Source organism: Kibdelosporangium aridum (assembly GCF_900176515.1).
Taxonomy (GTDB): domain Bacteria; phylum Actinomycetota; class Actinomycetes; order Mycobacteriales; family Pseudonocardiaceae; genus Kibdelosporangium; species Kibdelosporangium aridum.
Genome location: NZ_FWXV01000002.1, coordinates 1,105,854 through 1,129,331, shown reverse-complemented (window position 1 = coordinate 1,129,331; position 23,478 = coordinate 1,105,854). Strand labels below are relative to the sequence as shown.

The following is a 23,478-nucleotide window of genomic DNA, read 5'->3' as shown; positions in this document are numbered from 1 at the left end:
TAGTCTGGCGGCATGGTCCACAGCCCGCTGACGGTCGCCGCTCGTGCCCTTGTACCGCCGTTCTACGTCATGGACGTGCTCGAGGCCGCCAACGCCCGCCAACGCGCCAAAGGCGACGTGGTGTCGTTGGCGGCCGGGCAGCCGTCCGCCTCGGCGGCCGCGCCGGTGCTCGAAGCCGCCGAGAAAGCCTTGCACGGCAACAAACTCGGCTACACCGAGCAACTGGGCATTCCGGAGCTCAGGGAAGCCATCGCCGCGCACTACGACCGGATGTACTCGCTTGAGGTCTCACCGCAGGACGTGGTCGTCACGACCGGATCGTCGGGCGGGTTCCTGCTGTCGTTCCTGTCCGCGTTCGACGCCGGCGACCGGGTCGCGCTGGCGAGGCCGGGTTATCCGGCGTACCGCAACATCTTGAAGGCGCTGGGGTGTGAGGTCGTCGAAATCGACACCTTCCAGCCGACCGTCGAGCTACTGGACGATCTCGGGCCGCTCAAGGGCGTGGTGATCGCCAGCCCGGCGAACCCGACCGGGACGATCGTCGCCGGGCCCGAGCTCGCCGCGATCGCCGGGTGGTGCGCCGAACGGGGCGTGCAGCTGATCAGCGACGAGATCTACCACGGCATCGACTACGGCCTGAAGCCCGCGTCAGCCTGGCAGTACAGCCGGGAAGCGGTGGTGGTGAACTCGTTCTCCAAGTACTTCGCGATGACCGGGTGGCGGCTGGGCTGGTTGCTCGTGCCGCAGCGGTTGCACCGGGCGGTGGAGTGCCTGATCGGCAACTTCAACATCTGCGCGCCCGCGATCGCCCAGCACGCCGCCGTGGCCGCGTTCACCGACGAGTCGTACCAGGAGCTGGATGGGCACGTACGGAAATACCGGATGAACCGGGACACTTTGCTCGACGGCCTGAAACGGCTCAAGATCGACCGCTTGGCGCCTGCCGACGGCGCGTTCTACGTCTACGCCGACATCGAGCACCTCACGCACGACGCGATGAGCTGGTGCCAGCGGTTGCTGGCGGACACCGGCCTGGCGATCGTGCCGGGCATCGACTTCGACCCCGAGCACGGCTCGAAGTTCATCCGGCTCAGCTTCGCGGGCGCGCACCACGAGATCGAGGAGGCGCTGCGCAGGCTAGGCGGGTGGGTGAACCCCTGAACTGGGATATCGGGGTGATTCCCGATGGGCGGGGCGGGCGATCGCTGGTTGACTGGGAACCACGGGTGAGCGCGGATCGTTCACTTCATGACCCCGAAACGGCGGAGGCTCGACATGTTGGTGAAGATCATCGGCGCGATCGTCCTGATCTGGCTGGCGTTCATGGTCCTTGGCTGGATCCTGTCGGCCTTCAAGTGGGTGCTGATCATTGCCGCGGTGGCGACCGTGGGAGCACTTGCCTACGGTGCGATCAAGCGCTCCCAGATCCGTTCATAACCGGCTACAAGACTTCGACGGCGGCCAGGTACTCGCGTGCCTTGGCCGCCGAAACCCATAGCTGGGCGTCGATCCCGGCCGCCGCCGCGCCGTCGATGTTGACCTGACGGTCGTCGAAGAAAACGCAGTCCTGCGGCTGCGCACCGAGGCGCTCGAGCAACGTCGCCCACATCTCCGGGTCCGGCTTGGCGATCTTCAAGTCACCGGAGAAGATCAGGTGCGCGAACTGCGTGCTCCACGCTTCGACCTCGACCAGCCTGCCGAACGCCGACGGCGCGTTGGACAGCAGCGCCAGCCCGTGCCCCGCGGCCTTGATGTCCGCGATCAGGTCCAAAGTGGACTGCTCGACGGTCAGCCAGCCGGTGGTGTCGATCTTCGTCAGCTGCGCCGAAGTCGGTTCGTCCAAAGCCTTTCCGGCGACCGCCGACCAGTAGTCGATGTCCGGCATGCCGCGGTCGTATGCCTCGCGGTGTGCCCAGTACGTGGTTTCGAACGCCGTCGGGTCCGCCCCCAGTATCTCGGCGAGCTCAGCCAACGCTGCGGTCCGCTTGCTGATGACCTCGCCGTAGTCGAACACGATCCAGCGCACATTCACTCCTTTTCCAGTCGGCGCAACACTTCGGTGATGTCGTCAGCGGAAACGTCCCGGTGTGCCACGAACCGGACGTGACCGGGCAGCGGATAGCCAAGCACACCGGCCTGCCTGAGCTGGGCCAGCGCGAGATCCACATCCGGCACGCCTGCCACCACGATGTTGGTCTGCGGCTCGGCGGCATCCCAGCCGAGCTCGGTGAGGCCGGCGGCGAGCGCACGGGCGTTGGCGTGGTCCTGGGCCAGCGAATCGATGTTCTCCAGCGCGACCAGCCCGGCCGCGGCCAGCACACCGCCCTGACGCACGCCACCACCCAGCATCTTGCGAACCCGGCGGGCTTCCGTGACGAACGCGGCAGATCCGGCGACCATCGAACCGACCGGAGCACCCAGGCCCTTGCTGAGGCAGACCTGCACAGTGTCCGCGCCGACAGTCAACGCGGCCGGTGGAATGCCTAGCGCGACGGACGCGTTCCAAATCCGAGCACCATCCAAGTGGACGGTGAGGCCTGCCTCTTTGGCAACGGCGACCAGACGCGCGTACTCATCCGGCGGAGTCACGGTCCCGCCTGCCGCGTTGTGCGTGTTCTCCAGGCACAGCAAGGTCGTCTTCAGATTGAAGTACGGCTGCGGCCCGCCGATCGCGCTGCGCAACGTCTCGGGCGTGGGGCGTCCAGGGCCGCCGTCCCACGGCAACGGGTCGGGCATGCCCTCTGCCAGCCAGGCCCCGGCGCCCAGTTCACTGGAGATGACGTGTGACGCGGCCGGGGCGAGAAACCGGTCACCGCGCTTGACGTGCAGCATCAGCGCGATCACGTTGCCCATCGAGCCACTCGGCACCCACAGCGCCGCCTCGACCCCGAGCAACTCGGCGACGGTCTCCTCCAGCTTGGCCATCGTCGGGTCGTGGTCGAGAACGTCGTCACCGACCTCGGCGGCGGCCATCGCGGCTCGCATCCGATCGTCCGGTTTGGTGACAGTGTCCGAGCGGAGGTCGATCATCGATGCTGACACGAATTGATCCCACCAATCTTGCGGCCCCGGAGGCAACCCGATCCGGGGTGTGGCGTAGAACTCATCCACGGACCATGCAACCGTGTAGGCGGCCCGGTCCGTCCTTTAGCCGGAAGACGACGAGCGGAGAGAGTCCGCGTGGATCAGCGCGACGAGCAGGAGTTCGCGGAGTACTTCGAGGCTCGGCGAGACGCCGTGCGTCGAACCGCGTATCTGCTGTGCGGAGACTGGCACCGTGCGGACGACCTGGCTCAGACCGCGTTCGTCGCGTTGCACCGGCGGTGGCGCAAAGTGCGTGACCGTGGCGCATTGGACGCCTACGTCCGCCGGACGGTGGTGCGCGCGATGATCGACGAGTCGCGACGGCCATGGCGGCGGGAGCGGTTCGTCGAACAGCTGCCTGAGCCGACGCCGACCGACGGCGAGGTCGGTGACACGGTCGCGACCAGGTCGGCTCTGCTCGACGGGCTGAAACAGGTGCCGCCACGGCAACGTGCGGTGCTTGTCCTGAGGTTCTTGGAGGGCCTGGACGTCGCGGCGACCGCCGAGACGCTCAAGTGCTCCGAGGGCACAGTGAAGAGCCAGACCGCGCGCGGGCTCGCCGCCCTGCGCGAGGCACTGGGTGACTCGCTGGACGACCTGCGACCGGCATCGTGAGGAGGTGGATGTAGGTGGACGAGAAGAAGCTGAGTGAGCTGTTCAACGACGCGGTGCGGGACGTCCCACCCGCCACCTTCGGCACGGGCGAGGTCCGGCAGGCATCACACCGAGCGACCGTGAAGCGGCGTAACACTGTCGTGGCAGCGTCGGCCCTGGCATTTGTGCTGGTAGCGGGCGGAGCTGTAACCACCGTCGCCCTTTCGGGTGGAATCTCGGACACAACAGCGGCGAATGCCCCCGTTGCCACAGGCGGTGGACCCCAAAACGGTGGCAGTATGGAGGAACGCAGAGAGGGAGACGGCGCGACCGTTTTGCAGGAAGCGCCCGAATCCCAGCAGGACAACCGGTCAAAAGGGTCTAAGCAGGGAGATCCTCCGACCGGTAATGCCGGCGCAGCCGGCAGCACCCCGAGTGGGTGCCAGGCGGACCAGGGGCTCGCTGCTGCCCTCGCGGGCGAGCTCCTGGCCGCCCCCACCAAATCCGACGTCGCGGTGCCGTTCGGCTGCCCGCCGGGTTCCCGGGGCTGGGCGTACAAGGTCACCGAAGGCACCAGAGTCGGCACGATCTCGATCGTCTTGGCGCCACCTGGCGCCACGAGCATCGCCCCCCTCGGCAGCGAGGTCTACGGCCACGCGAACGCCGAAAGCCCAGCCCGAAGCGGCGGCACACTGCACATCGTCAGCCAGCCGGACCCCACGGTTCAGCCAGCGGAAGCGCCGTTCATCGACGACCTGCCCCGCATCGCCGCCGCCATCGCACCGCGGTACTAGCCCAGAACCGCACGAACGGTCCCGGAATTCCGGCCCGACCAGCACAAACCTGCCCAGCCGGAGCGGCGGGGGCTGGATGAGGACGGTGGCGGATGTCGCCACTACGCTTGGCTGACCATGACTGCCGCGAGTACGCCCAAAGGTGAACGCAGGCGCCATGCCCTTGTCGAGGCGGCGGCGCAGCTGCTTGCCGAGGGCGGGTTCGATGCCATTCGCCACCGTGCCGTTGCCGAGCGGGCCGGGCTGCCGTTGGCGTCGACCACGTATTACTTCGACTCGCTGGACGAGTTGATCACCGCGGCCGTGATGCACCGGGGTGAGGTCGAGTTCGCCCGCGGCTGGGCCCAGCTGGAACAGACACCGCCGAACGCGGGCTTCGATGCCCTGGTCGAGCTTGTTCTCGACCAGTTGCTGGGTGACGAGCCGGAGTCCGGCGACGCTGAGGCTGTGCTGTTGCGTTACGAGCGGCTGGTGGCGACTGGGCGCAGGCCGTATTTGAAGCCGGTGATGGGCAGTGATGCCGTCAAGCTGCGGGAATTGCTGTCCGCGATCTTCACCAAGTGCGGGATGCCGGTCGACACGGCTCGGATCGAGCAGGTGATCGCCCTGGTCGACGGCGCCGTGCTGAACGCGATCATCGAGATCCACGCCGACCCGCGGGCCCGCGCCCGGCAGATCCTGCGGGCGGCCCTCGCCGAGTGATGCAACCTTCGTAGCCGGCCGCGCGTGAGGTAGGTCGGGAATGCGAAGGGAGCCACAGTGCGCAAACCCGACGAGGAGAGCTTTCGCGCCTTCGCCGGCAAACACGCCGCGGGGCTGCGGCGCTGTGCCTACTTGTTCTGCGGGGACTGGCATCTGGCTGAGGACCTCACGCAGAACACGCTGATCAAGATCTACCGGGCGTGGGCCAAGGTGCAGAAGCAGGACAGTCTGCAGAACTACTCCCGCCGCGTGCTGTTGAACACCTGGCTGGACGAGAAGCGCAAGCCGTGGCGACGTAGCGAACTACGCGTCGACAGGGTGCCGGACGTCGCTGACATCCATGCGGATCCCGAGGCCAACCAGAACCGTTCGTGGGCCAAGGACATGACGCACCGTGGGTTGTTGGAGCTGCCGCCACGGCAGCGGGCCGCGCTGGTCCTGCGTTACTTCGATGACTTGTCGGTCGCGGAGACGGCCGTGGTGCTCGGGTGTTCGGAAGGCACCGTGAAAAGCCAGACCGCTCGTGGCCTGGCGACCCTGCGGGAAGTGGTGGAGAACCTGACGGCGGGCAGGCCGGCTAGGAGGGTCGTGTCTTGAGTGAGCAGGAATTGCGTGACGGCTTGAAGCTGGCTGTCGCCGATGAGCCCCCGATGACCTTTGACCTCGATGAACTCGTTGACACGGCCGAACGGATCGTGCGACGTCGCCGTGCCCTCATCGCGGTTGGCGTGAGTACGGCCGCGGTCGCTGTCGCCGCTGTCACGGTGCCTGTTGTCCTGGGCATCGGTGGTGCACCGCAGGAGCTACCCCAAGCCGCGCCCCCGACGGCCATGACAACCACCACTCCGCCGAAGGCCAGCCTGACGGTCACGCAGCTCAGGCAGCGCGGCGAAGAGCTCGGAGCGCATCTGCGAGCCCAGCTCCCGCTGGTGGTCCCGGCCGCCAAGGACATCACTCCCCGGCCGTTCGGCGGTGAGGCGGAAGGACACTTCTGGGACGGCCAGACCTACCTGGAAGGCACCGTGCTGTTCAAGCTCGGTGACGTGCAGACCGCCATCGCGGTGCAGGTCAACGCCGAACCGCAGGTGGAGCCATGCCCAAGCTGCCGGGAACTGCCGCAGCAGGACGGCAGCAAAGTGGTGATCCGGTCCGAGACCGGGCCGACCGGCAACGATCCCCAGATGAAGATCACCTCGGCCATTCACTACCGCAAGGACGGCTCGGCCACCCGGGTCTCGACCTACAACTACGACCCGGTCAACGGTCCGAGCGGCAACTACCAGCCGGCGGTCGCGCTGACCGACGAGCAGCTGGTGCGCCTGGCCACTGATCCCGCTCTGCACCTGTAGGTGGCATACCCTTTGTCACCGTGAAGCCGCGTATCCCGAACGTCCTCGCCAACCGTTACGCCTCGGTCGAGCTGGCCCAGCTGTGGTCGCCCGAGCACAAGGTCGTCCTTGAGCGTGAGCTGTGGCTCGCGGTCCTCAAAGCACAGGCTGAGCTGGGCGTGCAGGTGCCGGACGGCGTGGTCGCGGACTACGAGCGGGTGATCGACCAGGTCGACCTGGCGTCGATCGCCGAGCGCGAGCGGGTCACGCGGCACGACGTGAAGGCACGGATCGAGGAGTTCAACGCGCTCGCCGGGCACGAGCACGTGCACAAGGGCATGACCTCGCGCGATCTGACCGAGAACGTCGAGCAACTGCAGATCAAGCGCTCGCTTGAACTGATCGCGGCAAGGACGTTGGCCGTGCTCTCGCGGCTGGCGCGGCTCGCGACCGAGCACACTGACTTGGTGATGGCGGGACGCTCGCACAACGTCGCGGCGCAGGCGACCACGCTGGGCAAGAGGTTCGCCACCGCGGCCGACGAGTTGCTGGTGGCGTTCGAGCGGTTGGACAACCTGATCGGCCGCTATCCGTTGCGGGGCGTCAAGGGCCCGGTCGGCACCGCGCAGGACATGCTGGACCTGTTGGGCGGCAACGAGTCCACTTTGGACGAGCTGGAGCGGAAGGTCGCCGCGCACTTGGGTTTCGAGCGGGTTTTCACCAGCGTCGGGCAGGTCTACCCGCGCTCGCTCGACTTCGACGTCGTGTCCACTTTGGTGCAGCTGGCCGCCGCGCCGGGCAGTGTGGCCAAGACGATCCGGTTGATGGCCGGGCACGAGCTGGTCACCGAGGGCTTCAAACCCGGCCAGGTCGGCTCGTCGGCCATGCCGCACAAGATGAACACGCGTTCCTGCGAGCGGGTCAACGGCTTCGCTGTGATCCTGCGCGGCTACCTCTCCATGGTCGGCGAGCTGTCCGGCGACCAGTGGAACGAAGGCGACGTCTCGTGTTCCGTCGTGCGCCGCGTTGCCCTGCCGGACGCGTTCTTCGCCCTGGACGGCCTGATCCAGACGTTCCTGACGGTGCTTGACGAGTTCGGCGCGTACCCGGCGGTGATCGCCCGTGAACTCGACCGGTACTTGCCTTTCCTTGCCACGACAAAGGTTCTGATGGCCTCGGTGCAGGCGGGCGTCGGCCGGGAGACCGCGCACGAGGCGATCAAGGAGAACGCCGTCGCGGTCGCGCTCGCCATGCGTGAGCAGGGCCAGGCCGAGAACGACCTGCTCGACCGGCTGGCCGCCGACGACCGGATCCCACTCGACCGCGCACAGCTCGACGCACTGCTGGCCGACCGCCTGTCGTTCACCGGCGTTGCCGACAACCAGGTCCGCGCGGTTGTGAAGCGTGTCTCAGAAGTGCTCGAGGACTACCCGGAAGCCGCTGGTTACGCGCCTGCGCCCATTCTCTGACACGTTAGGTTGGTGCCATGGGCGCACGCGTGGTGGAACTTGTCCGGTACGTCGTCAAAGGCTGTGCTGGTGAATCACTCGACAGCGCGGCTGTCGGCCCGATGGGCCTGGCCGACGACCGGTCGTTCATGGTCGTCGACAAGAACAACAAGTTCATCACCCAGCGCACCCGCTCCGAGATGGCCGTGGTGCGGCCGACGCTCGGCGACGGCACCCTCAAACTGTCCGCCCCCGGGATCGAGGACTTCGAGTTCGACATCGCCTTCGACGGCGAACAGCTCGAAGTCCTGCTGCACAAGTGGACCGGCAAAGCGGTCGACCAAGGGACCGGACCGGCCGAGTGGTTCTCGCAGTTCATGGGCGAGCAGTGTCGGCTCGTCCGGATCCCGCCCGGCCACGAGCGGCACTCCAACGGCCAGACCGGCGGTCAGGTCGGATTCGCCGACGCCGACGCGTTGCACGTGATCGGACGGTCCTCGCTTGATCACCTCAACGGCCTGATCCTGGAGAAAGGCGGCGACACGCTGCCGATGAACAGATTCCGGCCCAACGTCGTGGTCACCGGTTGGGAAGAGCCGTACACCGAAGACCGCGTGCGCGCGATGACCCTCGGCGCGATCGAGGCCAGCTGGGAGAAGAAGGCGGTCCGGTGCGTGGTCCCGACGGTGGACCAGGCGACCGGGCAGAAGGCCGGGCACGAGCCGACCAAGACACTGGCCGGCTACCGCCGGGAAGAGGAAGGCGGGGTCTCCTTCGGCGCCAAGTTCGCCGTCGTCACCTCGGGCCAACTCGCCGTCGGAGACCCCGTGAAGGTCACAGCCTGGGCCTAGCGCCGTGTCCACCTTTCCAACACCGCGTGTCCACCATTCCGGCACCGTGAGATGCACTTTGCGGCACAGTGAGTTCCCTTGTGGGGTTCCGTTTCTGGCCGTTCCAGCGGTGTCGGGTTGGGTGAATTACCGCGTGTCCGCCTTTGCGGCACGCGTGAGTCCTCCATCCGACTCGCCACCAGCCGCGCTGGTAGCCGCTGTACGCCGCGGATGGAGCGACTCACGCGCCGCAAAGGCAGACACGCGCGTCGCCGGTTCGCACCCTGCTCACGCGGGCCTCGCTGCGGCTCGGCCCGCGTTCACGGGTGCATGTCCTAGCAGGTTCCGCCGATCACGCGCGGCACACAGTCGCTGTAGCTCAGGAACAGCGCGACCGCGCGGTCGTTGCGCGACGTCTCACGGACGATGACCTCGTCAGGCGGGTAGAAGCCGCCGCCGCCGGAGCGTGGGTACATCTCGAAGGTGTAGCTCCAGATCTTGTGCACGCCCCACATCCAGTCACCGATCGAGCCGTCGGTGATGTAGAGGTCGCTGGACTGCTGCGGCGTGTAGTTGTTCGTCTGGGCCATCTGCTGGCCGAGGGTGCGGAACGCGCGTTCCTGGTTGGCGTCCAGGCCGGGCGCGGTGTTGTTGAACGTGTAGCCGTAGGGCCACAGGATCAACTCCGAGTAGGTGTGCCAGTCGATATGGGTCTTGATCTGCTGCACACCGCCGACCACGCGGGATTGCACGAAGTCACGCAGTCGCTGGGTCTCTGGCGCCGAGAACGCCGACGGGCCACGGTAGGTCTCGCTGCCGGTCGATCCGCTCGAACCGCCACAGCAGCCCCAGTTGTAGCCCCAGTTGCGGTTCAGGTCGGTACCCACGTTGGACGAACCGGAGTTCGGCTGCCGGTTCTTGCGCCATGACCGGTACGAGCCGGTGGCGATGTCGTACTCGGAACCGTCCGGGTTGACGCTGGTGACGATCCAGATCTCCCGGCCGTTCACCATGTTGGTGATCGCGGTGTCCGAGCCGTAGCCGTCGGTGTAGCGGTTGGCGATGCGCAGGCACATCTCCGGCGTCAGGTGTTCACGGGCGTGCTGCTGGCACGTGAACAGCACCTCGGGCTCGGCTTCGTCGCTGGCCACGTTGTCGCTGATCTTCAGCAGCCACAGGTCCTTGTTGCCCTGGTAGCTCTTGCCGATGCTGGTCAGCCGGGCGATCTGCGGGTGGTCCGCGGCGATCTTCTGCAGCTCGGCTGTCTGTTCGGCGTAGTTGTGGTACATCGAGTCGGCAGGCGGGAAGTCAAGCGTCGTCGCTTGCGCGGTCAGCTGGTAACCGGCGTTCCGCAACGCCTTGGCCTGGGAAGCGGTGGCCGCAAAGATGAGCGTGCCGTGCTCGGTGCCGTGGATGTCCACGCCGAACCGGCTGATCGCAGTGCGAGAGGCAGGGGTGGTGTTCTCGACCGTGTAGATCGCAGACGCCTGGCTGTCGGCAGTGGCAGCCGTGCTCTGGTCGGGCTGTGCCGATGCCGTGACGGGCAGGGGCAGCAGCATGGCAGCGCCAAGCGCCGCCGCGGCCAACAGACCGCGACGAGACTTCATGGGCCCTCCCTTGTGAAGTTGTGTGCAGGGTGTCTCGTAGCGTGGGTCGGCTCACCGAACGTGCGCAAGACGTGTCCGGACGAATACCCACTTACGGCCGAAACCGAGAAGCCCTTTGGCGGCGAATCGATCGTCGGTTTCGGCAATATGGGAACGTGACCGTCGTTCAAGGTGTCCGCAAGCGCTACTCCCGCACCGGGCCGTGGGTGCTCGACGGCGTCGACCTGACCGTCGACCCCGGCGTTGTCACCGTCATCGTCGCAGGTAACGGCATCGGCAAGTCCACATTGCTGCGGCTCGTGGCCGGTGCGTCAGTGCCGACCGGCGGCCGGATCACCGGCAGGCCGGACACGGTCGGTTACGTCCCCGAGCGCGCACCGGCGGCGATCCGGATGACTGCTCGGCAGTACCTCGGCCACATCGGCCGGATGCGCGGCCTGCCGCCCGGGCAAACCCAGGCCCGCGTCGACGAACTGGCTGAACGGCTGTCCTTGGTGCCCGGCCCGGACGTGCCGATCGCGTCGTTGTCCAAGGGCAACGGCCAGAAAGTCGCTGTTATGCAAGCGTTCTTGAAACCACCTGAGCTGCTTGTGGTCGACGAACCGGCGACCGGTCTCGACGCTCCCGCCCGTGCCGAGCTGGCCGCGATGATGTCGGAGGCCGAACAGGACGGTGCCCGGATCTTGTTGAGCGCACACGAAAGCGCGGTGCCCAACGGCAAGCTGTACCGGTTGCTCAACGGCAAGCTCGTGCCGGAAGCCTTGCGGGGCATGCGAATCGCATTGCGACCGACCCGTCCCGGCCTGTCTTCCGCGGGGCTGGCGGCCGAAATCCTTCTGGAGGAACCGGGCCGGGTCGTCGTCCGGACCGATGACGCGGACACGCTTTTGCTGAAAGCCTTGGCGGATGGGTGGTCCCTGATCGAGGCGGTGTCATGAACCCGCTGGTCCGTTACCTGGTCGCCGACGTGATGCGTGGGCAGCGCTGGGCCGCGCCCATGTTGGCGTATCTGGCCATCCTCCTGATCATCGGGCCGCCGACCGGGCCGGTGCTGCCGACGTACGCGATGGCGTCCGCGGCGCTCGTGCCGATCGGCATGTGGATCACCGTCGTGGTCATGCACAACGAAGAGCCGATGCAGGCGGCGATCACGATGTCGATCAACCGCGGCTTCACCAGGGTCTGGCTGGCCAAGCTCAGCGCCGCACTGGTGTGCACGGGCGTGCTCGGATTGGCGGCGCTCATCTGGCTCACGGTCACATCCACGCAGTTCGCACAGGTCGGCGTGGGTGCGATGGACTTCGGGATGACCGTGCTCGCCGGAGTCGCGTTCGGCACGGTGATCAGCCGCCCGGTGATGCCGAAGCTCGGCTGGACCATGGTGGTGGGTGTCGGGATCTGCTTCGCGCAGCTGTTCGTCCGGCAGGCACCGCCGGTGAACGCCCTGATCGACCTCTACGCGAAGGACACGCCGGGCGCGACCGGCATGGTGGTGCTCATCGCGGCCGAGACCGTGGTGCTGTCCGCGCTGGTCGTGGGCCTGGCGCACCGAGTGGCCAGTACCCGTGTCTAGCGCCTGATCTCGGCGATCGGGTTGCGCTGGCCGACCATCAGCAGCGAGGACGCGAAGCCCTGGTTGACCGCGATCGCGACGTGCCCGGCGGAGTCGACGTACACCAGCGCCTCACCGGGCTCGACGTCGTCGAACGTCCGGCCGATCGTCGCGTCGATGGTGTGCATCCCGATCTGGACGTGCACCGACGCGCCCGGCAACAACAGGCCGGTCGCGATGATGTCGCGGACCTGCGCGGCCAGCTGGATGTTGCCGAAGTGGTCGACCGACAGCACTTCGGACTGCAGCCGCTGGCTGCCGACGACGACTTTCGGCTCGGGCAGCTGGACCAGCGTGGCCGGGTCGATCTCCGGCCCGAAATCGGCCGGTTCCACACCGAGCGTCAGATACGCGGCAGCAGGCGCGAAGATGTCCCGCCCGTGGAAGGTGTGGGAGACCGTGGGCAGGCGGTACTCCTCGGACGCCAGTTCGTAGACACCTTGGATCCCGCCGAGCGCGCCCGCGGCAGGCACCAGCAGCCCGTTGTCCGGGCCGACGAGGACGCCTTCTTCCGTGACCACGAGGATCCCGAGGCGAGCCGTGCCCACGCCGGGATCGACAACGGCGATATGAACCGCGGGCGGCAGGTACGGCACGACCTGGGCGAGGATGGTCGCGCCGCGCCGCACATCCTGGGGCGGCACGGCATGCGACACATCTATGACCTGGGCTTTCGGTGCTTTCTGGGCAATGACGCCTCGGCAGGCGGCCACAAAGCCGTCAGCCAGCCCATAGTCGGTGGTGAGCGAAACCCAGTCGAAGGCCATGCGCATTAATACCGTGTTCGGATGATCACTTAACGCACGGCCCGCCGACTTTCCCCGGACAAACTCGCGACAAGCCCCGCATACGAACCCTTCGCGGCCATCAACTCGTCGTGGTTGCCCAGCTCGACGATCCGACCGTCCTCCATCACGGCGATCCGGTCGGCATCCCGTGCTGTGGTCAGTCTATGCGCGATAGCGATAACTGTCCTGCCAGCGAGCACCGCGCCAAGCGACCGCTCCAGGTGCCGGGACGCCGACGAGTCCAGAAGGGACGTCGCCTCGTCCAGGATCAGCGTGTGCGGGTCGGCGATCACCAAGCGTGCCAAAGCGATCTGCTGGACCATCGCCGGTGTAACGGCCTCACCGCCCGAACCGACCACGGTGTCCAGGCCTTCCGGCAACGACTTGGCCCATTCGGCCGCGTCCACTGTGCGCAGTGCGTCCCACAGCTCGTCATCGGACGCCTCGCGCGGCAGTGTCAGGTTCTCCCGGAGGGTTCCCGTGAACACGTGCTGTTCCTGCGTCACCAGAACGACTTCCTGACGACGCCTGGCCAACGGCAACGAGCTGACCTCGACGCCACCGATCGTCACCGACCCGGAGTCGGGCGCGTTCACCCCGGCGAGCAAACGGCCGAGCGTTGACTTGCCCGCACCAGACGGGCCGACGATGACCAGCCGCTCACCCTCCACAATGTCCAGATCGATGCCGTGCAGCACCTCGCGGCCCGGGCTGTAGGCGAATTTCGCGCCCCGGATCGAGATGTTCGTCCCGTCCGGCACGGCCGACTCGTCTCCTGGGTCCGGCTTGATCTGTTGCACACCAAGGATTCGCCGCAGTGCCGCGTTCCCGACTTGCAGTTCGTCCATCCAGGTCAAGGCTTCGCTCAACGGCTCGGCGATCGCCCTGGCGTACAGCACCACCGCGGTGATCTCGCCGATCCCGGCCAGCCCGTTGGCGTAGGCGATGCCACCGATCAGCAGAATCGCCGCGATGGGCAGGATGTACGCGATGCTCAACGCCCCGAGGAATATGGTCCACAGCAGGGTGGTGTACCACTCGGTGTCGACCGCCTTGCGCAGTTTCCTGTCGTTGCGGTCGATCCGCCTTTGCCGTAGCCGCAACGCCTCGACCGTACGGCCGCCGTCGGCGGTCTCGTGCGTGACTGAGTGCAGCTCCGCCCAGTCGGCCAACGCCTCCTGGTACTTCGGCATCACCTTCGGCCGGTACCACCGGGTCGCCAAGACCAGCACCGGAACCGCGACCAGCATGCCCAGCGCCACCAAGGGCGACGTGATGAGCATCGCGATCGCGGTCAGCACCACGGTCACTGTCGCGATCGCGATCTCCGGCGCGGCCTGCCGTAGCCCTTCGTCGAGCTTGTCGACGTCGGACGTGGCGCGGCTGAGCAGGTCACCCGTGCCCGCGGACTCCACCGTGGACAAGGGAAGCTGGACCACGTGCCCGACCATGCCCTCACGGGCCTCGGCCAGCAGCCGCTCACCGAAGATCGCCGCACGCAACCGGGCCTGCCGCTGCAACAACGCGTGGATCACCAGGACAGCGACGAACACCAACGCGGTCAGGTCCACCCGCAGCGTGCTGGTTCCCTGGACGACGGCATCGACCAGGTTGCCCAGCAGTTGCGGGCCGACCAGGCCGATCACGGTGGCCGCGCCGAAGAACGACATCATCCCGAGGAACTCGCGCCGGTTGGCCACCGCGATGGCCCACACCCACGCGCGAACATCCTTCTTCTCCGCCAAGGGAAGTGTTGTGTTCATGCCGTGTACACCCTGTCCGCCACTCCGGTCCACAACGGACTCTGGCTGAATACCACCGTGGTACGGCCTTGCCGCAGCTCGGCCACCCGCTGCGCGATGCGCGCCTCGGTGTGCGCGTCAACGGCTGACGTCGGCTCGTCGAGGACGAGCACGTCCGCGTCGAAACTCAACGCACGGGCCAGCAACATCCGCTGGCGCTGACCACCGGACAGCGTCCGGCCTCGTTCAGCCAGGTACTCGTCAGTGCCGTGTTCCAGCCCGTCCACGACATCCATCGCGTCCGCAGCCCACAACGCCGTCCGCAGGTCGACCGTCTTGCCCATGTCGACCTCGTCGGCGAGCTTGCCGGAGAACAGCACGTCCTGGTTGTGCGCGACCAGAACCCGGTCCCGGATCTCCTCGATGTCGGCTTCCCGCAGGGGGATGTCGCCCGCGAGCACCTCCGCGTCGGTGTAGCGGCCGAGCCGGTCCGCGAACGCCACCGGTTCGGTCGTGTTGACCACGGTCAACTGACCGGCCGGGAACGTCAGCCCGGACTTCTCGTCGTGCAACCCGAAAGACCCTTGCGGCAACGGTTTCGGCTTCTCCGGTGATGTCACCGAGGGTTCCATCGCCAGGATCGCGCACGCCCGCTTGGCCGCCACGATCGCTTCGCTGTAGTGGTGCGCTGCCTCCGTGGCGGTCCCCATTGGGATCACCAGGAACGCTGACACACCGTAGAAAGCGATCAGTTCGCCGACCGTGATCGTGCCGTCCAGGGCGAGCCGCGCGCCGAGCCACAGCACCAGCACGGTGACCAGACCGGGCAGGAACACCTCGATACCGGACAGCCACGAGTCGATCTTCGCGGCCTCCACACCGGCTTTCCGGACCCGTTGGCTGGTCTGGCCGAACCGTTCGGTGAACTTCCGCTCACCACCGATTCCACGCAGGATCCGCAGGCCGGACACGATGTCCGCGGCCATCGACGTCGCCGCGCCGACCTCGTCACGGTGCTTCTCGGTCCGTGCCCGCAATGGTTTGAGCAACGGCACGAAACCAAGCGTTGCCAACGGAACGCCGACCAGCACGATCAAACCGAGAATCGGTGTCGAGGACAGCAATATGACCGCGACCACGATGAACGCGACCAGACCGCCTGCCAGCCGCGAGAACACGCCCATCAGGCCGCCGATGCTGTAGATGTCCGAAGAACCGATCGCGACGATCTCGCCAGTCTTGATCTTCTTCGGCAGCGCGGCACCGACGTGCGTGGCGTGGCGCACCACGACTCGCTGCACCAGGCTCGCGCTGTCAAGCCACGCCCGGTCACCGGCCCGGTTGGTCTTCAGATCGCTGATCGCGAGGACGAGACCCAGCGCCAGGATCAGTCCGCACCAGGTGAGCAACGTACCCGTGTCACGCGCAGCGATGCCTTCGTCGATCGCTTCGCCGATGGCCAACGGCACCAGCGCCAGTGGAACCATCCACAGCGAACCCCAGAACATGCCCGACAGGACCGGCCGTCGTGTCGAGCGGATCAACCACCACAGGAATCGCTGTGGCGATCGCTTGTCGTCAGATGTGAGTCAATACTCATGCATGACCGGCAAGCTACCTTCCCGCGTGTGACCGGCGCTACGCATTTAAGCTGTGCTTGTGCCTTCGCTGACTGAGTATCCGCAGGTCGCAGCCGGGAAGATCCGCGAGCTGTACGCAGTGGACGACGATCACCTGCTGCTCGTCGCCTCGGACAAGATCTCCGCGTACGACTACGTGCTGCCGACGACGATCCCCGACAAGGCGCGGGTTCTCACGGCGATGAGCGTGTTCTGGTTCGACTTGCTCGACGTGCCGAACCACCTCGTGGCGTGGGACGACCCGCGCATCCCCGATGAGGTGCGCGGCCGGGCGCTGCTCGTGCGCAGGCTGAAGATGCTGCCGGTCGAATGCGTGGCCCGTGGCTACCTCACCGGTTCCGGCTTGATCGACTACCAGCAGACCGGTGTGGTCAGCGGTGTGTCGCTGCCGTCAGGCCTGGTCGAGGCGTCGAAGCTGCCGGAGGCGATCTTCACGCCATCCACGAAGGCTGAGGTCGGCCTGCATGACGAAGCCATCGACTTCGACGCGGTCCGTGCGCTCGTCGGCGACGAGCTGGCCGCCAAGCTGCGGGACCTCACGGTGGCGACGTATTCGAAGGCCGCGGAGCACGCCTTGACGAAGGGCATGATCCTGGCGGACACCAAGTTCGAATTCGGCCTCGACGAGTCAGGTGCGGTCGTTCTCGGCGACGAGGTACTGACGCCGGATTCGTCCCGTTTCTGGGCGGTCGACGTTTACCAGGAAGGCAAGGTGCAGCCTTCGTTCGACAAGCAGATCGTCCGCAACTGGCTGACCTCGGCCGAGTCGGGCTGGGACCGGCACTCCGGCGAAGCCCCACCTGAGCTGCCTGAGCACGTGGTCGAAGCCACCCGATCCCGCTACATCGAGGCCTACGAGATCATCAGCGGGAAGTCCTTTTCAGACTGGCCCTGAGCCGCCAAATCCCGCCATCAGGGGAGCCCTTGATTTCACGTTACTGAAGGGGTCTGACACATCCAGGCCGTGAGGACCCGCATTGAGTCACTCGGACGTGATTTCACCGCATTAGTGCCGACTCGTTACCCAACTGTCGAGCGCTCGCCAATCTTGTGTGGCGTCATGGTGGTGTGTCCGCGCGTCTGGTGGTCTCCCTGTCCGGAATCGGGATCCGGACCCTGCACCGCTGCGCCGAACTGGCTGGAGAGCTGGACCTTCGGGGGGTCTCGCTCTCGCTGTTGTTCGCGCCGCGGCTGGCAGGGGCAGGTCAGCACCCAGTGGTTGTGGATTGGGTGCGGCAGCGGCGCGCCCTAGGTGACGCGCTGCTGCTGCACGGCTTCGACCTCACCGCCGCGCCCCGCCGCCGGGCCGAGTTCGGTTCGCTGCCCGCACACGAGGCCGGCCTGCGGATCACCGCCGCCCGCCGGTTGATGGGCAGGCTCGACCTCGAAGTGGACAGCTTCGCCCCGCCGCAGTGGGCGGTGTCCCCGGGGACGTTGACGGCGTTGCGGCGTAATGACTTCACGCTCTGCGCGGATGCGAACAAGATCTACGACCTGCGGACCGACACCGTCCACAAGGGACGAGTGCATGCCCTGTCGGCCAGCGAGCGCGTGGAGACGTGGTCCTGCTTCGCCTTGGTGCTCAGCGTTGCCAGGGCCGCTCGGCGTGGCGGCCTTGTCCGGCTTTCCGTCGACGCCGCCGACCTGGCGAAGGCCGGGCCGCGCAGGGCGGTCCTCGACGCGATCGACATCGCCACCCACCACGGCGCACAGCCGTCGACCTATCAGACCGCGGTGGCCTCGCCCGGTGTGAGCACGCGGACCTCGGTCTCCTTGGGGCCCAAGTCGATGAACCTGGAGTAGTACATCTGCGGCACGCTCACCACGGCCTCGTGGATCGGGATCGCCACTCGAGCCTTCATGACCCGCAGGAAGTCCACGGCCTCGGACAGCTTCTGCCACGGCGCGGCGGTGGGCATGCCGAGCACGTCGATGCTCTGCTCGGGGCGGAAGAACGAGTCACCCGGGTGGTAGAAGGCGCCGTCGTCGAGGACGTAGCCGATGTTCGGCGGCACAGGGACCTCGGGATGGATGATCGCGTGGTTGCCGCCGACCGCGCTCACCTGCGTGGTACCGATCTTGAAGCGCTCGCCCGGCTTCACGGTCCGCGCGGTCAGCCCGGCCTTGACGACGTCCTGCGCGGACGCGGAATCCACGATCAGCTGTGCCTTGGGGTTGGCCTTCATCAGCTCGGCCAGCCGCGGCACGTCGAGGTGGTCCGGATGCTGGTGGGTGATCAGGATCGCGTCAAGGTGCCGGACCTCTTCGAACCCCTTGGAGAACGTGCCTGGGTCGAACAACAGCCGCTCCGACGCGGTCCCGGCCAGCACACACGAATGTCCGAAATGGACGAATTGCATCCGCTGTTCCTCTCAGCTCGCACTGGCGACCAGTTCGTCGCCCAGCGCACTACGCCTGTAATGGACACTACGCCCGGACCGCCGTGCGCTCAGCAGACCGGCCGCGGCGAGCGCCTTGACGTGCTCGGAGATCGTGCTAGGCGCGACGCCCAACCGCTGCGCCAGCGTCGTGGTGCTCGCGGGGTCGGCCAGTGCACGCAGCACACGCGCCTTCGTACGACCGACGACTCCGGCAAGCGGATCGCTGTCCAGGGCGGGCACGTCCTCCCACAGAGTTGCCACGCCCCGCGCGGGATACACCACCGACGGCTGCCACGGCGGTGTCATCATCACGCCAATTCCGCCCGCGAACGAGCTCGGCACCAGCAACAGGCCCCGGTCGTCCAGGTCGAGCCGGGCGCTGTTGAACGTCGGCATCAGGATCCGGCCGCCCTCGATCATCACGCCGGGATGCAGGCCGGTCAGCACCTTCGCGATGCCGCCGGAGCCGAACTGGCGGGTCCGGTAGTGCACGTCGGTGTCCAGCACATCTTTGATCCGTGGCCAGAGCGGCCGGATCAGCACGTCCCAGCACCTGCCCAGCTGCTCGGCCAGCAGGTCGCGGGTCTTGTCCGGATCGACGAGCAGCTCGGCGAGCTCGCTCTCGTCCCGGCCGGCCGCGGACATCGTGACTTCGAGGCTGACCTGCTCGGCAGGGGTCCGGGTGACGGCTTCCAGCTGGTCCTCCACCGCAGTCCACGCGTCCGTGGGCGGCGGGCTGAGGAAGTCGGGGAAGTAGCGGTCCCCCTTCACCAGCGCCACCAGTTCGGGCACGTCAAGGCAGGTCAGCGTGGGCCGGTTGGCGACCGCCCAGCGCGCGTGCACCGGCGAGCGGCCCGGCCGGGTGAGCAGCCTGATCGCGTTGAGCACTTCCTCGAGCGGGGAGATCGCCAGCCGCACCCGGTGGGCGCCGACCTCGCCGAGCTGGATCTCGATCACCGGCTGTCCTTTCGGAAATAGCCGAATCAGTATCGCGGGGATGCGTGCCGGATGCAGCGTGGCACGCGTGAGTTACGTGCGTTGGTCCATCGCTGCCCAGTTCCTGCGCCTGCCCGCGATGATGGCGCCGTTGGCCTTCGCCTTGCTGGCCACCGAAGTGACGGGATCGTATCGGCTGGGCGGCCTGATGATGGCCGTGTTCATCGGTGCGGAGATCGTCGCGGCCGGGCCTGTTGGTCGTGCCCTTGACCGTTTCGGGGTGGCTCGTGGGTTGCGTGTGCTGCTTCTTGTTTCGGCCTTGTTCTTGTGCGGCTTGGCATTGGTCGCTTCCTCGCCCGTGCTGACGGTCGTTTTCGTTGTCCTGACCGGGTTCGCGGCGGGCGGGCTGTCCGGCGGGATCCGTGCGTTGCTGCCGAAGTCCGTCTCTGCCGGATTCCTGGAACGCGCTGTCGCGATCGATGCCGTGGTCATCGAGATCGTCGTGGTGACCGGGCCACTGATCGTTGCTTTGCTTACCCCGCTTGGAGTTGTCGCTCCCGTACTGGGGATGGCCGGTGCTTACGTGCTTGCGGTCCTGTTCGTGCCGACAGTCGCGGTCGCCCCGCGCACCCGTGGCGAACGGCCGAAACTCGGGTCGATCATGACCTGGCTGTTGAGTTCGTTCGGCTTCGGCGTGCTGATCAGCACGATCGAGGTCTCCTCGCTGCCGTTCGCGCAGCGGCTCGGCGGCGGTGCGGAGTTCGCGGTGGTGTTCATGGCCGTCCTGATCGCCGCGAGCATGGCAGGCGCGGGCTTGTACGCGTGGCTCGGACCTCGCCTCCAGATCGATCGTCGAATTCGCGCGGCCTTGTTCCTGGTTGTCATGGCCGTTGGCGGCGTGCTTGCCGCGTTCGGTGTCTCGTGGCCGCTGCTGATCGCCGGGCTGGTGACTGTCGGTATCTGTACCGGGCCGCTGAACACCACGATCTCGATGCACCTTCAGCTGACGCTGCCGGAGTCCCGCAAGGCCGAAGGCTTCAGCCTGGTCTTCACCGCGCAGGCAGGCGGGTTCGCGCTTGGGTCACTGTGCGTGGCCCTTTTGCCCGTGAGCGTCGCACCCGTTGTCGGCTCGGCGGTGGCGTTGATCGCGGCATTCAGTGTGATCAGTGCCCATCGCGGTGCGCCTTACCGTCGAGTAACCTCGGCGGTAGCCAACCAGGAGGCGTAGGCAATGACGACCGTGGAGCACAAAGTCGAGACGTTCGACTCATTGAACCCGGCCACCGACGAGGTCGTCGGGACATATCCGGTGCATACCGAGAAGGATGTGGCCGACGCTGTCGCGAGGGCGCGCAACGCGTCCGCCTGGTGGCAGTCGCTCGGGTTCGCCGGCCGCGCGGAACGCCTGCAGCGCTGGAAGGGCATCGTCACCCGCCGCGGCGCGCAGCTGGCCGAGGTGATCCACCAGGAGACCGGCAAGCCGCACTCGGACGCGATGATCGAGGTCGTCCTGGCCGTCGACCACACCGACTGGGTGGCCAAGAACGCACGCAAGGTCCTCGGCCCCAAGCGCCGCCCGGCCGGCCTGCTGATGGCCAACCAAGCCGCGTCGGTCGAGTACCAGCCGCTCGGCGTGATCGGCGTGATCGGCCCGTGGAACTATCCGCTGTTCACCCCGATGGGCTCGATCGTCTACGCACTGGCCGCGGGCAACGCGGTGATCTTCAAGCCGAGCGAGTACACCCCGGGCGTGGGCAAGTGGCTGGTGGACAGCTTCGCCGAGGCAGTACCCGAGCACCCGGTCTTCCAGCTCGTCACCGGCTTCGGCGCGACGGGCGCGGCACTGTGCCGCGCGGGCGTCGACAAGATCGGCTTTACGGGCTCGGCGGCAACCGGCCGCAAGATCATGGCCGCCTGCGCGGAAACGCTGACCCCGGTGCTGATCGAAGCAGGCGGCAAGGACGCACTGCTGGTCGACGAGGACGCCGACATCGAAGCGGCAGCCGACGCGGCGGTCTGGGGCGGAATGTCCAACGCGGGCCAGACATGCGTTGGCGTGGAACGGGTCTACGTGCACGAGAAGGTCTACGACTCCTTCGTCGCCGCGACCGTCGAGAAGGCCAAATCCGTACGCGCGGGCTACGACGCCGACGCCAAGATCGGCCCGATCACGATGCCCGCACAGCTGGACATCATCCGCAAGCACATCGCCGACGCCATCGCCCGCGGCGGCAAAGCCCTCGTGGGCGGCGTGGACGCGGTCGGCGACCGCTTCGTCCAGCCCACAGTGCTTGTCGACGTCCCAGAGGACTCGGTGGCAGTCCGCGACGAGACCTTCGGCCCGACCTTGACCATCGCCAAGGTCAAGGACATGGACGAAGCGCTGGTGAAAGCCAACGACTCCCGCTACGGCCTGGGCTCGACGGTCTTCGCCAAGCGCAGGGGCATGGAACTGGCCCGTCGCCTGCGCTCGGGCATGACAGCGGTGAACTCCATCATCAGCTTCGCCGGAATCCCGTCGCTGCCGTTCGGCGGCGTCGGCGACTCAGGCTTCGGCCGCATCCACGGCGCGGACGGCCTGAAGGAATTCACCCGCGCCAAAGCCATTGCCCGCCAAAGGTTCCGTCCCCCGATCAACCTGACGACCTTCGCCCGCACGGAAAAGGCGGACGCTGCCGTCGCCAAGCTCATCACCCTGCTGCACGGCAAGCGCAAGTAGGTTCTGCTGGAAGCGAAGCCGGTGCCATCCGCACCGGCTTCGTTCTATGGTCTGCGAGTGACAGTCGAGACCTTGGCACGAACACGAGCCGGATCGGTCACGCAGCTGGTGTGCCATCCGCGTCTTCCGCTGGTCGCAGGCCTGGACGCCGAACGACCAGCTGTGCACATCTGGGACTGCGGGGAACTGCGTGAACTCGGGACCGTTGGTGCCGACTCGACCGTCTACACAGACGAAGAGGAGGACTACGGCCGGGATCGAGTCCTGCGTAGTCCCGCCGTGGCATGGCATCCGGAAGATGCCCAGCTTGTGGTGACCGGCGAACACGACGTGGTCCAGTGGACCCCTGCTGGTCTCACCGAGCTGGACGAAGTTCCACCCATTGCCGCGTATCGCTATCGCTGTCTGGCGTTCAGCCCGGACGGTCAGCGACTGTGGGCGTATCCCTCATCGTCAGGCGACGAGTACAGCGCATGGGAAGGTTCAGATGTCCTCGACCTCGCATCAGGATCCGTTGGTGCAGGCCCACGTTGGGACACGGGTGTCGCGGTGCACCCGGCTGGCGGACTGTACGCCACACTGTGCAGCGACCAAGGCGCCACGTTGTGCGTCTTCGCCCGGCCTGATCAGACAAGGCTTCGGCGCGCGCTGATCCTGGACGCCGACGGCTACGGACCGCCGATGTTCAGCGCGGACGGCCGCTATCTGGCGATTCGCGGGAACGCTTACGAGAACTCGCTGGAGGTCTTCGAGTTCCCTTCGCTGCACAGGGTTCTGGCGACGGTCCTTGGCGAACCCAACCCCGGCTATCCGTACCCGGACGAGTGGCTTGACCAAAAGAACGCCTGGTCACGACACAACATCGCATTCGGAGCCACGCTCTGGCTCGGAACGCCGAACGGGACTCTCATCGAAGTGGACATCGACAACCAACAGGCGGTCGAGCACGACATACTCGCCGGGTCCCCAGTGAAAGCACTGTGCGCCACGCCGACAGGCGAGCTCGTCGTGGCCACCGGTGCAGGCGAGCTCGTGCTCTTGGCCACTGGCTCCGCACCGACGCAGACCGCGGACGCGGAGCTGGTGCGTGCCTTCCTGGACTCCACCTCAGATGTCCCTGATGACGGCGACCTGGAGGACAACCTCGACGTCACCGACGGCACCCGGAGCTGGACGCCGGATGACCGGGCAGCAGTGACGACCGCGACCGACACCGACCCGCCTTGGCTGCAACTCACCGCAGCCATCAACAACGCCCGCCGCCAGGCATGAA

Annotated in this window: 24 protein-coding genes; 16 read left to right on the top strand and 8 right to left on the bottom strand. The window is 66.9% G+C overall.

Translation table 11 applies throughout. The features are described 5' to 3' along the window. Positions 1-12: 12 nt before the first annotated feature. The gene (locus B9C43_RS14890; RefSeq protein ID WP_084426964.1) at positions 13-1,161 is read left to right on the top strand and encodes an aminotransferase class I/II-fold pyridoxal phosphate-dependent enzyme; all 1,149 of its coding nucleotides are present in this window, start codon (positions 13-15) and stop codon (positions 1,159-1,161) included. Between the two features lie 87 nt (positions 1,162-1,248). Continuing rightward, positions 1,249-1,437, top strand: a complete 189-nt coding sequence (locus B9C43_RS14885) for a hypothetical protein (protein ID WP_051895212.1) — start codon at positions 1,249-1,251, stop codon at positions 1,435-1,437. 4 nt (positions 1,438-1,441) lie between these two features. Here B9C43_RS14885 and B9C43_RS14880 read toward each other — a convergent pair whose 3' ends face one another. Further along, positions 1,442-2,026, bottom strand: coding sequence for an HAD-IA family hydrolase (locus B9C43_RS14880; protein ID WP_084426962.1), 585 nt, complete (start codon positions 2,024-2,026; stop codon positions 1,442-1,444). 2 nt (positions 2,027-2,028) lie between these two features. Beyond that, positions 2,029-3,030 carry a threonine aldolase family protein gene (locus tag B9C43_RS14875; RefSeq protein WP_084428154.1) on the bottom strand — a complete coding sequence of 334 codons (1,002 nt, stop codon included), beginning with the start codon at positions 3,028-3,030 and terminating at the stop codon, positions 2,029-2,031. A 150-nt stretch (positions 3,031-3,180) separates the two neighbouring features. On the opposite strand from B9C43_RS14875, the gene B9C43_RS14870 reads away from it, so the two are divergent. From B9C43_RS14870 to B9C43_RS14840, 7 genes are all read left to right on the top strand, one after another. Beyond that, complete coding sequence (locus B9C43_RS14870; RefSeq protein ID WP_033382263.1) at positions 3,181-3,699, top strand: SigE family RNA polymerase sigma factor; 519 nt, start codon at positions 3,181-3,183, stop codon at positions 3,697-3,699. A gap of 14 nt (positions 3,700-3,713) precedes the next feature. Then, the gene (locus B9C43_RS57520) at positions 3,714-4,472 is read left to right on the top strand and encodes a hypothetical protein (RefSeq protein WP_084426960.1); all 759 of its coding nucleotides are present in this window, start codon (positions 3,714-3,716) and stop codon (positions 4,470-4,472) included. Between the two features lie 117 nt (positions 4,473-4,589). Further along, on the top strand, positions 4,590-5,174 hold the full coding sequence (locus B9C43_RS14860; RefSeq protein ID WP_084426958.1) for a TetR/AcrR family transcriptional regulator: 585 nt from the start codon (positions 4,590-4,592) through the stop codon (positions 5,172-5,174). A gap of 57 nt (positions 5,175-5,231) precedes the next feature. Next, a complete protein-coding gene (locus B9C43_RS14855; RefSeq protein WP_084426956.1) occupies positions 5,232-5,771 on the top strand; it encodes an RNA polymerase sigma factor in 540 nt (179 codons plus the stop codon). Next, positions 5,768-6,523 carry a hypothetical protein gene (locus tag B9C43_RS14850; RefSeq protein WP_033382259.1) on the top strand — a complete coding sequence of 252 codons (756 nt, stop codon included), beginning with the start codon at positions 5,768-5,770 and terminating at the stop codon, positions 6,521-6,523. The genes B9C43_RS14855 and B9C43_RS14850 overlap by 4 nt, the downstream gene beginning before the upstream one ends. A 5-nt stretch (positions 6,524-6,528) precedes the next feature. After that, positions 6,529-7,971, top strand: coding sequence for an adenylosuccinate lyase (gene purB / locus B9C43_RS14845; RefSeq protein WP_084426952.1), 1,443 nt, complete (start codon positions 6,529-6,531; stop codon positions 7,969-7,971). Positions 7,972-7,988: 17 nt separating this feature from the next. After that, positions 7,989-8,801 (top strand): MOSC domain-containing protein, encoded by an 813-nt coding sequence (locus tag B9C43_RS14840; protein WP_084426950.1) that lies wholly within the window; start codon positions 7,989-7,991, stop codon positions 8,799-8,801. Between the two features lie 314 nt (positions 8,802-9,115). On the opposite strand, the gene B9C43_RS14835 is transcribed toward B9C43_RS14840, so the two are convergent. Next, entirely contained in the window at positions 9,116-10,387 is a 1,272-nt protein-coding gene (locus tag B9C43_RS14835; RefSeq protein WP_084426948.1) for a M14 family metallopeptidase, read from the bottom strand. A 155-nt stretch (positions 10,388-10,542) separates the two neighbouring features. Here B9C43_RS14835 and B9C43_RS14830 point away from each other — a divergent pair, with 155 nt between their 5' ends. Beyond that, positions 10,543-11,325, top strand: a complete 783-nt coding sequence (locus B9C43_RS14830) for an ATP-binding cassette domain-containing protein (RefSeq protein WP_160096523.1) — start codon at positions 10,543-10,545, stop codon at positions 11,323-11,325. Next, positions 11,322-11,960, top strand: a complete 639-nt coding sequence (locus B9C43_RS14825; protein WP_084426944.1) for a hypothetical protein — start codon at positions 11,322-11,324, stop codon at positions 11,958-11,960. The genes B9C43_RS14830 and B9C43_RS14825 overlap by 4 nt, the downstream gene beginning before the upstream one ends. On the opposite strand, the gene B9C43_RS14820 is transcribed toward B9C43_RS14825, so the two are convergent. Genes B9C43_RS14820 through B9C43_RS14810 form a run of 3 tightly spaced genes read right to left on the bottom strand, consistent with a single transcriptional unit; the run spans position 11,957 to position 16,016 of the window. Continuing rightward, the gene (locus B9C43_RS14820; protein ID WP_084426942.1) at positions 11,957-12,766 is read right to left on the bottom strand and encodes an SAM hydrolase/SAM-dependent halogenase family protein; all 810 of its coding nucleotides are present in this window, start codon (positions 12,764-12,766) and stop codon (positions 11,957-11,959) included. The genes B9C43_RS14825 and B9C43_RS14820 overlap by 4 nt on opposite strands. A gap of 29 nt (positions 12,767-12,795) precedes the next feature. Further along, the gene (locus B9C43_RS14815; RefSeq protein ID WP_084426941.1) at positions 12,796-14,550 is read right to left on the bottom strand and encodes an ABC transporter ATP-binding protein; all 1,755 of its coding nucleotides are present in this window, start codon (positions 14,548-14,550) and stop codon (positions 12,796-12,798) included. Next, positions 14,547-16,016, bottom strand: coding sequence for an ABC transporter ATP-binding protein (locus B9C43_RS14810; RefSeq protein WP_235038612.1), 1,470 nt, complete (start codon positions 16,014-16,016; stop codon positions 14,547-14,549). The genes B9C43_RS14815 and B9C43_RS14810 overlap by 4 nt, the downstream gene beginning before the upstream one ends. A gap of 172 nt (positions 16,017-16,188) precedes the next feature. Here B9C43_RS14810 and B9C43_RS14805 point away from each other — a divergent pair, with 172 nt between their 5' ends. Next, the gene (locus B9C43_RS14805) at positions 16,189-17,064 is read left to right on the top strand and encodes a phosphoribosylaminoimidazolesuccinocarboxamide synthase (protein ID WP_084428152.1); all 876 of its coding nucleotides are present in this window, start codon (positions 16,189-16,191) and stop codon (positions 17,062-17,064) included. A gap of 173 nt (positions 17,065-17,237) precedes the next feature. After that, complete coding sequence (locus B9C43_RS14800; protein ID WP_084426937.1) at positions 17,238-17,972, top strand: DUF2334 domain-containing protein; 735 nt, start codon at positions 17,238-17,240, stop codon at positions 17,970-17,972. Here B9C43_RS14800 and B9C43_RS14795 read toward each other — a convergent pair. Beyond that, positions 17,894-18,529 carry an MBL fold metallo-hydrolase gene (locus B9C43_RS14795; protein ID WP_084426935.1) on the bottom strand — a complete coding sequence of 212 codons (636 nt, stop codon included), beginning with the start codon at positions 18,527-18,529 and terminating at the stop codon, positions 17,894-17,896. The genes B9C43_RS14800 and B9C43_RS14795 overlap by 79 nt on opposite strands. A gap of 12 nt (positions 18,530-18,541) precedes the next feature. Further along, entirely contained in the window at positions 18,542-19,507 is a 966-nt protein-coding gene (locus tag B9C43_RS14790) for a DUF5937 family protein (RefSeq protein WP_033382245.1), read from the bottom strand. 67 nt (positions 19,508-19,574) lie between these two features. On the opposite strand from B9C43_RS14790, the gene B9C43_RS14785 reads away from it, so the two are divergent. The 3 genes from B9C43_RS14785 to B9C43_RS14775 are packed head-to-tail and all read left to right on the top strand — an operon-like array spanning position 19,575 to position 23,477. Beyond that, positions 19,575-20,714: an MFS transporter gene (locus tag B9C43_RS14785; protein ID WP_160096521.1), complete on the top strand. Its 1,140-nt coding sequence runs from the start codon at positions 19,575-19,577 to the stop codon at positions 20,712-20,714. Positions 20,715-20,717: 3 nt separating this feature from the next. Beyond that, on the top strand, positions 20,718-22,205 hold the full coding sequence (locus B9C43_RS14780) for an aldehyde dehydrogenase family protein (protein WP_033382243.1): 1,488 nt from the start codon (positions 20,718-20,720) through the stop codon (positions 22,203-22,205). A 57-nt stretch (positions 22,206-22,262) separates the two neighbouring features. Then, complete coding sequence (locus B9C43_RS14775; RefSeq protein ID WP_200825548.1) at positions 22,263-23,477, top strand: WD40 repeat domain-containing protein; 1,215 nt, start codon at positions 22,263-22,265, stop codon at positions 23,475-23,477. Position 23,478: the final 1 nt, after the last annotated feature.